The following is a 12,480-nucleotide window of genomic DNA, read 5'->3' on the forward strand; positions in this document are numbered from 1 at the left end:
CACAATCTGGGACGCTGCGCAGGAGGGCCGGTCTGCCGCTTGTCGAAACGATCTGCAACCACCGTAGAGACGGCGATGAAACCCGTTCGATCGGAACAAGAATTCCAGAATCTGGTTCGTAGGCTGGAGCTTGCGCTTGACGCTTCGTTGATCGGCGTGTGGGAGCACGACGTTTCCGAGGACGCGCTGATCTGGGATGAGCAGATGTTTCGCCTCTATGGCCGCGACGATCCCGGCGGGCCGGTCGAGGCCTCGCTGTGGAGCAATGCCATCCACCCCGACGATCTCTCGGGGGCAAGGGCCGATTTCGCCAGCGCCGTCGCCGCCAAGGGCGATTATTCCTCCCAGTACAGGGTGCTGCTGCCGGACGGCGCGATCCGCCACCTGCGCTCGCGTGCCCATTATTTCGAGGAGAACGGCCACGGCATCTTCATCGGTGCCGAATGGGATGTGACCGCCGACGTGCTCCTCAACCGGGAGCTCGCCACCCAGAAGCAGATTGCCGAGCTGCGCGCCGCCGAGCTTGCCGAAACCGCCGCCCGCGTTGAGCATGCCGCCGATCACGACTATCTCACCGGCCTGCCGAATCGCCGCTTCTTCGACCGCCGGCTGGCGGAAATCTCCGTCATTCCCGAGGCCGGCAAGCTGGCGCTGCTGCATATCGGCCTCGACCGTTTTTCCGCCGTCAACGACATCATCGGCCATGATGCCGGCGACCGGCTGCTGAAAGCCTCGGCGGCGGCGCTGACCAAGATACTGCCGGAAAACGCTTTTCTGGCGCGAATCGGCGGCGATGAGTTCGCCGTTCTCATCCGCAATTTTTCCTCGCTCGATTATGTCCGGAAATTTGCCGACCAGCTGGTGGAAAGCCTGAAGCGCCCGGTGTGGCACAGCGAGGGCGTCATCAACATCACCGCTTCCGTCGGGGTCGCCTGCGCGCAATCCGGCAAGGCGGCCAATCTGCTGGCGGAATCCGATATCGCGCTGATGCGCGCCAAGAAAAACGGCCGCAACCGCGCCGATTTCTTCTCCGCGCAGATGAAAGCGCAGATCAACGGCGAGCGCCGGCTGGCGGACCAGTTCATCCGCGGGCTGGAGCGGGGCGAATTTCAGCCCTTCTACCAGGCGCAGGTCGATGCCCGCACCCGCAGCATCGTCGGCGTCGAGGCTCTGGCGCGCTGGTATCATCCCAAGCGCGGGCTGATCGGTCCGGGCGAGTTCCTCAGCACGGCGGCCAGCCTCGGCATGCTGGATGCCCTCGATGCCGCGATCCTTCGCCAGACGTTGACCGACCGCAAGGCCTGGGCGCGCAGCGGCGTGCGGCCGCCGCGGGTGGCGGTCAATGTCTCGGCGGCGCGGCTTTCCGATCCCTCCCTGATAAACAATCTCAAGGGGCTGGACATCGAGCCCGGCACATTATCGTTCGAGCTTCTGGAGACGATCTTCCTCGACGATCTCGAAGACGGCATGCTCGCGAACGTATCGGCGCTGAAGGCGATGTCGATCGATGTCGAGGTGGATGATTTCGGCTCCGGCCATGCCTCGATCATCGGCCTGATGAAGCTTAAGCCGCGCCGGCTGAAGATCGACCGGCGGCTGGTCATGCCGATCACCACCTCGCGCGAACAGAAGCGCCTGTTGCGCTCGATCGTCGATATCGCCAAGGCCCTGGGTATCGAGGTGGTGGCCGAAGGGGTCGAGACGCAGGAACATGCCAAGCTCTTGACGCGCCTCGGCTGCGATGTGCTGCAGGGTTATGCCATCGCCTATCCGGCCTCGTCGGCGGATATGCTGACGGCGTTGAGTGGAACGCCGGCGGAGGCGCCCTTCATGGCGGCAGCCCGCTCCTGAAGCATCAGTGCGATTGCGCCGTCAGCAGTCCTTCCATCACGGCAATGATCCTCCGATGCTGGTGGGCATGGCGCGTGCGCACGCTGGTTGCGGCATAGACGGTCTGGACGATCGGTCCGGCATCTGTGACGGCGTGGGCCGCGCCTGTTTCGATCAAGCGACGGGCTGTGGGGGCGGCGACATAGGCCGCGCCGCCGAGTTTCGTCATCAACTCCGCGATGGCCGTATTCTGGCCGGCGGCGAGGGGGGCTGCGGAAAGATGCGGTAATGCGAGCCGATGCGCCCGGTCGAAGGCCGGGGAATAGACGGCCTGGATATAGCTGTGCGGCTCGATTTCGGCGATTGTTCGCGCCGATGTGCTGACGAGATGGTAATGCAGTTCGCCGATCCGTTCGTAATGCAGGTCGGGCAGATAATGGGGCGTGTAGAGGATCGCGAGATCGAGGTCGCCGGCGGCGAGATCGCGGTTCATCTGGATCGAATAATCCGCCTCCATGTAGAGCGAGGTCGCCGGAAGCTCGGTGCGGATCGCCGACAGCCAGGCGCCGGCGAAAATCTCTGACACATCATGCTGGATGCCGAGGCGCATCGAGCGCTCGTAAGCGCCGGCGCTTTCCACTGCGCGGGTCGCCTCATGCCACTGGTTTTGCAGGGCCTTGGCATGATCGAGGAAGCGCAGGCCCGAGGCCGTTGGTGCGGTACCGCCCTTGTTGCGGGTGAAGAGCTTGCGGTTGAATTGGGTTTCCAGCGCCTTCACCCGATGCGAGACGGTGGACTGGGTGATGTTCAGCCGCTCGGCGGTGCGGTTGAAGCTGCGGGTTTCCATCAGGTCGAGGAAGGTTTCGATGAGGTCGATCTGCATTCATTTCGTCCGGTTTTGCCCCTCACCCTAGCCCTCTCCCCGCTCGCGGGGAGAGGGGACGATCGCGGTTGTTGCCTACTCCTTTCGTCATCCGTGACGAGGGTGACGGAAGGTGCGGTATATCCCTTCTCCCCGCGAGCGGGGAGAAGTTGGCCGACAGGCCGGATGAGGGGCTGCTCCTCTCAATCTAATCGAATTCTTCGATCAATAAAGCGAAATCCGGCCGCTTGATGCCCATGCCGTTCATTGCCAAAACTCATCCTAAAACAAGGGAACAGACATGTCGCAATTGCCGTCTCACGCTCGCGTCGTCATCATCGGGGGAGGCGCGGTCGGCGCCTCCGCGCTTTATCATCTGGCCAAGGCCGGGTGGACGGATTGCGTGCTTCTGGAAAAGAATGAGCTCACGGCCGGTTCCACCTGGCATGCGGCCGGCAATGTGCCGACCTTCTCGTCTTCGTGGTCGATCATGAACATGCAGCGCTATTCGGCCTCGCTTTACCGCGAGCTGGGCGCGCTGGTCGATTATCCCATGAACTACCATGTCACCGGCTCGATCCGGCTCGGCCATTCGAAGGAGCGGCTGCAGGAGTTCAAGCGCGTTGTCGGCATGGGCCGCTATCAGGGCATGGATCTCGATATCCTCACACCCGAAGAGATCAAGTCGAAGTATCCCTTCGTCGAGACCCACGAGCTGACCGGCGCGCTTTACGATCCCTATGACGGCGATATCGACCCGGCGCAGCTGACGCAGGCTTTGGCAAAAGGCGCGCGTGACATGGGCGCGAAAATCTTCCGCTTCTGTCCCGCCACCGGTGCGCGCCGGGAAGGGGACGAGTGGGTGATTTCGACGCCGCAGGGCGAAATCCGCTGCGAGAAGGTGGTCAATGCCGCCGGGTATTATGCCCGCGAGGTCGGAAAGTGGTTCGGCCGCGACGTGCCGATGATGGTGATGAGCCATCAGTATATTCTCTTCGAGGAAATCCCCGAGCTTGCCGCGTGGTCGAAAGAAACCGGTCACAAGCTGCCGCTGCTGCGCGATGTCGACAGCTCCTACTATCTGCGGCAGGAAAAGACCGGCATGAACCTTGGCCCCTACGAGCGCAATTGCAGGGCGCATTGGGTGACGCCGGATGACCCCATGCCGGACGATTTCTCCTTCCAGCTCTTCCCCGACGACCTCGATCGGCTCGAATGGTATTTGAACGATGCCGTCGAGCGCGTGCCGATCCTCGGCACGGCCGGCCTGTCGCGTATGATCAATGGCCCGATCCCCTATGCGCCCGATGGCAACCCGCTGATCGGCCCGATGCCGGGCGTGCCGAATGCCTATGAAGCCTGCGTCTTCACCTTTGGCATTTGTCAGGCCGGCGGCGCCGGCAAGGTGCTGGCGGAGTGGGTGACGGAAGGCGAGACGGAATGGGACATGTGGTCCTGCGATCCGCGCCGCTATACCGCTTTCGCCGCGGACAAGGATTATTGCGTTGCCAAGGGCATGGAAATCTATGGCCACGAATACGCCATGCACTTTCCGAAACACGCCTGGCCGGCCGGCCGTGACCGGAAACTGTCGCCGATCCACGACCGCATCAAGGCGCTCGGCGCGCAGTTCAAGCCCTATAACGGCTGGGAGCGCGCCAACTGGTATGCCAAGCCGGGCGACGATCTCTCGGAAGAATCGACCCAGACCTGGAATCGCGAAGGGCCGTGGCGGCCGCGCATCGAGGAGGAGTGCCGCGCCGTCACCGAGGCCGCCGGGATTCTCGATCTGCCGGGCTTTTCGCGCTACCGCGTGAAGGGTGAGGGCGCGACCGCATGGCTCTCGTCGCTGATTACTGGTCGCGTGCCAAAACCGGGCCGTATCGGCCTCGCCTATTTCTCCGACGCCAAGGGCCGCATCGTCACCGAAATGTCCGTAATGATGCTGGCGGAGGATTTCTTCTTCCTGATTACGGCGGCGACGGCGCAGTGGCACGATTTCGAGTGGCTGAAGAAACACCTGCCGGAAGGCGCAGCCTTCACGCTGGACGATGTGACCGAGAATTTCTCCTGCCAGATTCTCTCCGGCCCCAATTCGCGCGATATTCTCGCGGAGGTTTCGGATGCCGATCTGCAGAAGGGCTGGCTCACCCATCAGAGCTGCCAGATCGCCGGTCGCTGGTGCCAGCTGGTGCGGGTGTCCTTCGCCGGCGAACTCGGCTGGGAAATCCACACCAAGACCGACGACACCGCCATCATCTTCGATGCCGTCTGGGCGGCCGGGCAGAAGCATGGCTTGAAACCCTTCGGCATGGAGGCGCTGGACAGCCTGCGTATCGAAAAGGGCTACCGCGCCTGGAAGGGCGATCTTTCGACCGATTACACCATTCTGCAAGGCGGGCTTGAGCGTTTCGTCGATTGGGCGAAGCCCGAGTTCAAGGGCAAGGCGGCGCTGGAGCGAGAGAAGCAACAGGGTGTTTCCAAGCGATTCGTGACGCTGACGGTCGAGGCCGGCGAATGCGATGCGCCCTATATGTCGACGCTCTGGCACGATGGCAAAGTCGTCGGCGAGACGACCTCGGGTAACTGGGGTTACCGCGTCGGCAAGTCCATTGCGCTCGGCATGCTCCGCGCCGATCTCGCCGAGCCCGGCACGGAAATCGAGGTGGAAATCTACGGCGACCGTTTCAAGGCGACTGTCCAGCCGGATGGCCCGCTCTTCGACCCCAACAATGAAAGACTGCGCGCATGAGTGTCAAACCGATCCCTTCCAAGGCCCGCGCGGTCATCATCGGCGGCGGCGTGTCCGGCTGTTCCGTCGCCTATCATCTGGCGAAGCTCGGCTGGACGGATGTGGTGCTGCTGGAGCGCAAGCAGCTGACATCCGGCACCACATGGCATGCGGCGGGCCTGATCGGTCAGCTGCGGGCCTCGCAGAACATGACGCGGCTCGCCAAATATTCGGCCGATCTCTACACCAAGCTTGAGTCAGAAACCGGCATCGGTACCGGCATGCGCCAGTGCGGCTCGATGACCGTGGCGCTGACGGAGGAGCGGAAAGAGGAAATCTACCGGCAGGCCTCGCTCGCCCGCGCCTTTGGCGTCGATGTGCGCGAGATCACCGTCGATGAGGTGAAGGGCATGTATCCCCACCTCAACACCGCGGATGTGAAAGCCGCCGTGCACCTGCCGCTCGACGGCCAATGCGACCCGGCCAATATCGCCATGGCGCTCGCCAAGGGTGCGCGGCAGAACGGCGCTGTCATCCTCGAAAACGTCAAGGTCACCTCCGTCCTCACCAAGGACGGCCGCGTGGCGGGCGTCACCTGCGAACAGAACGGCGAGACGTTTACAATCGAGACGGAGAACGTCGTCAATGCCGCCGGCATGTGGGGGCGCACGCTGGCGGATATGTCGGGCGTCACTCTGCCGCTGCATGCCTGCGAGCACTTTTACATCGTCACCGAGCCGATCCCCAACCTGCAGCGGCTGCCGGTTCTGCGCGTGCCGGACGAATGCACCTACTATAAGGAAGACGCCGGCAAGATGCTGATCGGCGCCTTCGAGCTGAAGGCCAAGCCCTGGGGCATGGACGGCATCCGGGAAGATTTCTGCTTCGATCAGTTGCCGGAGGATTTTGATCACTTCCAGCCGATCCTCGAAAACGCCATCAACCGCATGCCGATGCTGGAAACCGCCGGCATCCACACCTTCTTCAACGGCCCGGAAAGTTTTACGCCGGACGACCGTTACTATCTCGGCGAAGCGCCGCAGATTAAAGGCTACTGGGTCGCCGCCGGCTATAATTCCATCGGCATCGTCTCCTCCGGCGGGGCCGGCATGGCGCTTGCACAATGGATGAACGACGGCGAGGCGCCGTTCGATCTCTGGGAAGTCGATATCCGCCGCGCCCAGCCGTTCCAGAAGAACCGCGCCTATCTCAAGGACCGCGTGTCCGAAACGCTCGGCCTGCTGTATGCCGATCATTTCCCCTATCGCCAGATGGCGACGGCCCGCGGCGTGCGCCGCTCGCCGCTGCATGAACACCTGAAGGCGCGCGGTGCGGTGTTTGGCGAAGTGGCGGGCTGGGAGCGCGCCAACTGGTTCGCCAAAGAGGGGCAGGAGAGGGAATATCGTTACAGCTGGAAGCGGCAGAACTGGTTCGAAAACCAGGAAGAGGAACACCTCGCCGTCCGCAATGGCGTCGGTCTCTTCGACATGACCTCCTTCGGCAAGATCCGCGTCGAAGGCCGCGATGCGCTGGCTTTCCTGCAAAGGCTTTGCGCCAACCAGATGGATGTCGCCCCCGGCCGCATCGTCTACACCCAGATGCTGAACGAGCGCGGCGGCATCGAAAGCGACCTGACGGTAACGCGGCTTTCCGAAACCGCCTTCTTCCTCGTCGTGCCCGGCGCGACGCTGCAGCGCGATCTGGCCTGGCTGCGCAAGCATGTGCGCGATGAGTTCGTCGTCATCACCGATGTGACGGCGGCCGAAAGCGTGCTCTGCGTCATGGGACCGAAAGCGCGCGAACTGATGCAGAAGGTGAGCCCCAACGATTTTTCCAATGCGCATCACCCCTTTGCGACGGCGCGGGAAATCGAGATCGGCATGGGGCTCGCACGCGCTCATCGCGTCACCTATGTCGGGGAGCTTGGATGGGAGCTTTATGTTTCGACCGATCAGACAGCGCATGTCTTCGAAGCTTTGGAAGAGGCTGGTGTAGACGTCGGCCTGAAGCTTTGCGGCCTGCACACGCTCGATAGCTGCCGCATCGAAAAGGCTTTCCGCCATTTCGGCCATGACATCACCGATGAAGATCATGTGCTGGAAGCCGGCCTCGGCTTTGCCGTGCGCACGAAGAAGGGCGCGTTCGTCGGCCGCGATGCGGTGTTGCGGAAGGAAGACGAGGGGCTGAAGCGGCGCATGCTGCAGTTCAGGCTGGCCGATCCCGAACCGCTGCTCTTCCACAACGAAGCCTTGGTACGTGACGGCAAGATCGTCTCGACCATCACGTCCGGCAACTACGGCCACTTCCTCGGTGGCGCCATCGGCATGGGTTACGTGCCCTGCGAAGGCGAGAGCGAGGCCGATGTGCTGGGATCGAGCTACGAAATCGAGATCGCCGGGGTCAGGGTGAAGGCGGAGGCTTCGCTTGTGCCAATGTATGATCCGAGGGCGGAGCGGGTGAGGATGTGAGGTCCAAAAGAGGAAAAGCCCCTCATCCGGCCTGTCGGCCACCTTCTCCCCGTTTTGACGGGGAGAAGGGACAAGCGGCGAACTCCGTCGTCCCCTCTCCCCGCGAGCGGGGAGAGGGCTAGGGTGAGGGGCATTTCTAGGCCCCGTCGCAATTTAATGCGCGCGCCGGAACGCGGATTTTCCGGTGATATCTTGGAGACATCACATGCTCGCGCCAGAATTTTCGCAAGAGAGCGCCAAAGGCGACCGTATCGACCAGTTGATCGCCGCCCACAAGCCCGGTCACGGCCTTGCCCGGCCGTTCTATCTCGATCCGGAGATTTACGCCCGCGATCTGGAGCGCGTGTTCTATCGCCACTGGCACTGCGTCGCCCACGAAAGCGTCATCCCCAAGGTCAACGATTTCGAAGTCTTTCGTATGGCCTCCGAGCAGGTGATCGTCACCCGCCATGCCGATGGCTCGATCCATGCCATGCTGAATGTCTGTCGCCATCGCGGCGCGGAAGTCTGCACCAAGGACAAGGGCAATGCCCGCATGTTCGTCTGTCCCTATCACGCCTGGACCTACGGCAATGACGGCGCGCTCAAGGCGGCACGGCTGATGCCGAAGGATTTCAAGCGCGAGGATCATGGGCTGAAGAAGCTGCACGTTCGCGTCGTCGAAGGGCTGATCTTCATCTCCTTTGCCGAAACGCCGCTCGATTTCTCCGAGGTCGAAAACCTGCTGCATGCAACCTGCGGCCAGTATGGCTGGGCCAACGCCAAGGTCGCCTACCGCCAGTCCTATCCGGTCGATGCCAACTGGAAGCTCGCCGTCGAAAACTACGTCGAGTGCTACCATTGCGGCCCGGCCCACCCGGAGTATTCGCAAACCCACGCGCTGGAACAGCCGCTGCATATGATCGAGGCGCTGAATGCGGCGATGGAGGAGCGCACCTGCGCGCTGGGTATCCAAGTCGGTTCCGGCGACCATTGGCAGACATCGGCAAACGGCAAGGAAACCATCCATGCCTTCCGTTATGCGCTCTATGACGGGGTGAAGACCGGCAGTCAAGACGGTTCGCCGCTCAGCATGCTGATGGGCCGCTTCACCGAATTCGACGGCGGCGTGACGTCGGTGCATCTCGGTGGCACCTCGTTCCTCGTCTGCTATCCCGATCACGGCATGATCTATCGTTTCGTGCCGAAGGGGCCGGAAGCCTGCGAGATGGAGCTGATCTGGCTCGTCAATGGCGAGGCGGAAGAGGGCCGGGATTACGATCTCGACAAGCTAAAATGGCTCTGGACCGTCACGACCGACGAGGACAAGGCGATCATCGAGCATACCTCGCGTGGCGTGCGCTCGAATTTCTTCGTGCCCGGCCCGATCGCGCCGATGGAGCAGAATGAGTTGCGCTACATCAACTGGTATCTGGACGAGCTCAGCCGCCCGGCCTGATCTTGCGCTTCAGGTCCTTGATTTTTCGCATGTCGTTCACGCAGAACCGCTGCACACTTTCGCGCGACATGCCTTAGAGCCTGTGCCCGACGACGCTTTCGATCCGCGTCGTCCAGCGCGGCGTTTTCAAAGGTACGCCGAGCCGGTTGGGAAAGGTGAAGAAGGTGCTGATCTCGTGGGACTCGCCCGGTGGCACGCGGGCGAGGATCAGTGCGGTATCCTCGCCGATCAGCCGGCAGGGTGTTTCGGCGCAATCTTCCAGAATTGCCGTCAACCGGAAATAGTCGAGATAGGCGCTGCTGTTGTTGCGCACGGTGCCGGTGGCGCGAAAGCTGAAGTCGGTGCCGTTGCGCGCGAATCGAACCTTCTCCAACGCCAGTTCCTCCGGCTTGATCAGCGGGGATGAGCTGGTGTTCGACACGGGATCGGGAGAGGAGCGGTTGTCGTCGGTCATCCAGACCACGAACGCGACGCCGAGGCCGATAGCCACGAGAACGCTGAGAACCGGTTCGGCCAAATGGCGGAAGCGCGACGAGCGCATGGCGAAATAGACAATCAGAATGCCCGCCAGCGCGGCAATGATCCAAATCATTCAAAAGCCTCCCGCGCCACTATAGGAAGCCAGCGGAGTCTATGGAAGCGGCGTCTTGCCCTTCCAGCGATTTCCGGCGGTTGCCCAGGGAACAATGCGCTCACTCTCCCGTTTGATCTCTGTCGCAACGCGACACCCAATCACCATCAGGAGGATGAACATATGGCCCAGAAGGGTTTGGAAGATCTTTTCCATGACATGCTCAAGGACATCTACTACGCGGAGCGCAAGATTTTGAAGACGCTTCCGAAAATGGCCAAGGGTGCGCAGAACCCGAAGCTCAAGGCCGCCTTCGAGAAACACCACGAGGAAACCGAGGGGCAGCTGGAGCGTCTGCGCGAGGTTTATGAAATCTTCGGCAAACGCGCCGTCGGCAAGACCTGCCCCGCCATCGACGGGATCATCGAAGAAGGCGAGGAAATCCTGGAGGAATTTGCAGGTTCTCCGGCGATCGATGCCGGCCTGCTGGCAACGGCTCAGGCCGTCGAGCATTACGAAATGGCTCGCTACGGCACGCTCAAGACCTGGGCCGGCATGCTGGGCCTGAAGGATGCGGTGAAGCTGCTCGACGAAACGCTGCAGCAGGAAGGCAATACCGATCACGCGCTTTCCGCGCTTGCCGAAACTTCGGTGAATGCGACGGCCATGAAGAAGGCCGCCTAAACCGCGGCCTTGCCTGTCCGGAGTAAAAGGCGACCGTCAATTACGGTCGCCTTTTTCATTTGAGGCTTGTCCAGTAGGCGCCGCGAAAGGGGACGGCGGCGAAACGCTCGTTGATTTCGTTCAGGCTGGCATCGGGATTGACATCGGCGAAGATATCCGGCCGCAGCCAGTGGGCGAAGGCTTCCGCTGCGAGGATATTGAGCGGCACGGCATTGAAGAAATTCCACAGGCCATGCACCCGGCCGTCGCGCACGCCCTTCAGGTTGGCGAGCACCGGATTCTTGACGGCTTCCGCCAGCGTACGGCGTGCCTCTTCCGGGTCCACGCCGGGGCCGATGGAAAAGCCGCTGTAGACGCCGCCCGGCGAGCCGGTGGCGATGTAGACCTCCGGGTTGGCGGCGATCAGGTATTCGCCGCTGACGATGCCGCCTTGGCGCGGCAGGTTCTTGTCGGCGATGTTGCGGCTGCCGGTGATGGCGATGAATTCGCCGAGCCCGCCGACGCCATAGGCGTAACAGCAGCGGTCCGGGTTCGGAAAGGCATCCATCAGCACGGTCGGGCCGGGTTCGGGATGGGCGGCGACGCGGTCGGTGATCGTCTTCAGATGCGTCTCGTAGAAATCGGCGAAGGCATTGGCCTGTTCGTCGCGCTCGAGGATGCGGCCGAGCAGGCGCATGTTGGTGGGTGTGTTCTTCAGGGGATCGCTGTTGAAATCGACCACGACCACGGGAACGCCGATGCTTTCCATGTAGTCGATCGCGCGCTTGCCGAGTTCCGTATCCGCCTGCCAGTTGGCGAGGATGGCGAGATCGGCATCCAGCGTCAGGATGGTTTCCATGGAAAGACCGTCGCCGGTGCCGTTGCCGATCACCGGCACATCGGCGAGCTTTGGAAACTTTTCGACGAAATCCTTGTAGATTTCCGGGTTGTCTCCCTTCATATCGCCAGACCAGCCGGCGAGGAGGCTGACCGGATCGGGATGGATCAGCGACAGCGCGACGAGATTGAAGCCGCTGCCGAGCAGCACGGCCTTCGGCTTCGCCTTGATGGTGACACTGCGGCCGAGGGCATCGGTCACGGTCATCGGCCAGCGCCCGTCGGCATGGGACGGCGAGGCGAGCCCGACCACGAGGAGGGCGAGGAGAACGAGAAAACGGATCACGTCATTGCTTTCTTTGTTCGGGCAGAGCGCAGAGTTCGCCGCAGCTCGGAATGCCCGGCAGGAGATAGCGCAGGCAGCAGACCTTGCGCCGGCAGATCGTCTCTTCGCGCGCGGTTTCGTGGCGCAGACAGCCGCGGAAGGGATTGAGCGTACCATCCGGCAGGAACTGCTCTTCGAACAGGGCGCGAGACGCCCAGTTGCCGGCCTCGGAAGGCTTGCCCCGCGCCGTGGCGTTGAAGGCGTAGTCGATATAGACGGCGGCATTGTTCCAGGCGAGTTTTGGCGCGATGCCGCACTGGTTCTTCAATTGCTGCACGATCGGTGTCAGGTGGTCGCGCACCAGCGGTGCGACGAAGGAGAGCAGGTCGTCGTCGCTGCCCTCATGCCAGGCGCCCTCGTCCGGCAGGCCGAAGGCGCGGGGCAGGCCGTCCTCCCCGAGTGCGATCGACATGGTGTCGGGCGAAACGGAGAGTTCCTGATGGAAGCGCCGGGCGACGATGTAGGGAATGGTCAACGCCGAAAAATAATACAGCGACCACATCGAGGCGACCGCCCGCCGGTCGGCACCCGCCTTGTCCGCCGCATAGGTATCGAGCGCGCGGGCGAAGGCGCCGGAGGCGAAGAAATCCTTTAGACCGGTCGCACCTTCCAGCTCGCCGGACAGCATCATCTTTTCGCCGCACCAGGCGTGCTCACCGGCGAACACCGCCTTCAGGCCGGAAGGGCCGAAGGCG

The 12,480-nt window shown here is 62.4% G+C and carries 9 protein-coding genes; 5 read left to right on the plus strand and 4 right to left on the minus strand.

Features of this window, described 5'->3' with window-relative positions; translation table 11 throughout:
• Window positions 1–75: 75 nt before the first annotated feature.
• Window positions 76–1,851 carry a GGDEF domain-containing phosphodiesterase gene (locus ASC86_RS14340; RefSeq protein WP_056322169.1) on the plus strand — a complete coding sequence of 592 codons (1,776 nt, stop codon included), beginning with the start codon at window positions 76–78 and terminating at the stop codon, window positions 1,849–1,851.
• Between the two features lie 4 nt (window positions 1,852–1,855).
• Here the strand turns inward: ASC86_RS14340 and ASC86_RS14345 are convergent, their stop codons facing one another.
• Window positions 1,856–2,713: a LysR family transcriptional regulator gene (locus ASC86_RS14345; RefSeq protein ID WP_056322172.1), complete on the minus strand. Its 858-nt coding sequence runs from the start codon at window positions 2,711–2,713 to the stop codon at window positions 1,856–1,858.
• A gap of 280 nt (window positions 2,714–2,993) precedes the next feature.
• Here ASC86_RS14345 and ASC86_RS14350 point away from each other — a divergent pair, with 280 nt between their 5' ends.
• The 3 genes from ASC86_RS14350 to ASC86_RS14360 all read left to right on the plus strand — a co-directional run bounded on the left by ASC86_RS14350 (window position 2,994) and on the right by ASC86_RS14360 (window position 9,329).
• Window positions 2,994–5,444 (plus strand): FAD-dependent oxidoreductase, encoded by a 2,451-nt coding sequence (locus ASC86_RS14350; RefSeq protein WP_056322175.1) that lies wholly within the window; start codon window positions 2,994–2,996, stop codon window positions 5,442–5,444.
• The gene (locus ASC86_RS14355; RefSeq protein ID WP_056322177.1) at window positions 5,441–7,891 is read left to right on the plus strand and encodes an FAD-dependent oxidoreductase; all 2,451 of its coding nucleotides are present in this window, start codon (window positions 5,441–5,443) and stop codon (window positions 7,889–7,891) included. The genes ASC86_RS14350 and ASC86_RS14355 overlap by 4 nt, the downstream gene beginning before the upstream one ends.
• A 205-nt stretch (window positions 7,892–8,096) precedes the next feature.
• Entirely contained in the window at window positions 8,097–9,329 is a 1,233-nt protein-coding gene (locus ASC86_RS14360) for an aromatic ring-hydroxylating dioxygenase subunit alpha (protein ID WP_056322180.1), read from the plus strand.
• 73 nt (window positions 9,330–9,402) lie between these two features.
• Here ASC86_RS14360 and ASC86_RS14365 read toward each other — a convergent pair whose 3' ends face one another.
• Window positions 9,403–9,921, minus strand: a complete 519-nt coding sequence (locus tag ASC86_RS14365; RefSeq protein WP_056322183.1) for a hypothetical protein — start codon at window positions 9,919–9,921, stop codon at window positions 9,403–9,405.
• Window positions 9,922–10,083: 162 nt separating this feature from the next.
• Between ASC86_RS14365 and ASC86_RS14370 the strand changes: the two genes are divergently transcribed.
• Window positions 10,084–10,584: a ferritin-like domain-containing protein gene (locus tag ASC86_RS14370; RefSeq protein WP_056322185.1), complete on the plus strand. Its 501-nt coding sequence runs from the start codon at window positions 10,084–10,086 to the stop codon at window positions 10,582–10,584.
• Between the two features lie 55 nt (window positions 10,585–10,639).
• Here ASC86_RS14370 and ASC86_RS14375 read toward each other — a convergent pair whose 3' ends face one another.
• Window positions 10,640–11,746 carry an ABC transporter substrate-binding protein gene (locus ASC86_RS14375; RefSeq protein ID WP_056322188.1) on the minus strand — a complete coding sequence of 369 codons (1,107 nt, stop codon included), beginning with the start codon at window positions 11,744–11,746 and terminating at the stop codon, window positions 10,640–10,642.
• 1 nt (window position 11,747) lies between these two features.
• Complete coding sequence (fhuF, locus tag ASC86_RS14380) at window positions 11,748–12,416, minus strand: siderophore-iron reductase FhuF (RefSeq protein ID WP_162245009.1); 669 nt, start codon at window positions 12,414–12,416, stop codon at window positions 11,748–11,750.
• Window positions 12,417–12,480: the final 64 nt, after the last annotated feature.

It is taken from the genome of Rhizobium sp. Root1212, assembly GCF_001424985.1.
Lineage (GTDB): Bacteria > Pseudomonadota > Alphaproteobacteria > Rhizobiales > Rhizobiaceae > Pararhizobium.

Excerpts from the sequence above, each read along its gene's own strand:
- ASC86_RS14340 (WP_056322169.1), top strand. The coding sequence starts at position 76 with ATGAAACCCGTTCGATCGGAACAAGAATTCCAGAATCTGGTTCGTAGG.
- ASC86_RS14345 (WP_056322172.1), bottom strand. The coding sequence starts at position 2,713 with ATGCAGATCGACCTCATCGAAACCTTCCTCGACCTGATGGAAACCCGC.
- ASC86_RS14350 (WP_056322175.1), top strand. The coding sequence starts at position 2,994 with ATGTCGCAATTGCCGTCTCACGCTCGCGTCGTCATCATCGGGGGAGGC.
- ASC86_RS14355 (WP_056322177.1), top strand. The coding sequence starts at position 5,441 with ATGAGTGTCAAACCGATCCCTTCCAAGGCCCGCGCGGTCATCATCGGC.
- ASC86_RS14360 (WP_056322180.1), top strand. The coding sequence starts at position 8,097 with ATGCTCGCGCCAGAATTTTCGCAAGAGAGCGCCAAAGGCGACCGTATC.
- ASC86_RS14365 (WP_056322183.1), bottom strand. The coding sequence starts at position 9,921 with ATGATTTGGATCATTGCCGCGCTGGCGGGCATTCTGATTGTCTATTTC.
- ASC86_RS14370 (WP_056322185.1), top strand. The coding sequence starts at position 10,084 with ATGGCCCAGAAGGGTTTGGAAGATCTTTTCCATGACATGCTCAAGGAC.
- fhuF (WP_162245009.1), bottom strand. The coding sequence starts at position 12,416 with ATGATGCTGTCCGGCGAGCTGGAAGGTGCGACCGGTCTAAAGGATTTC.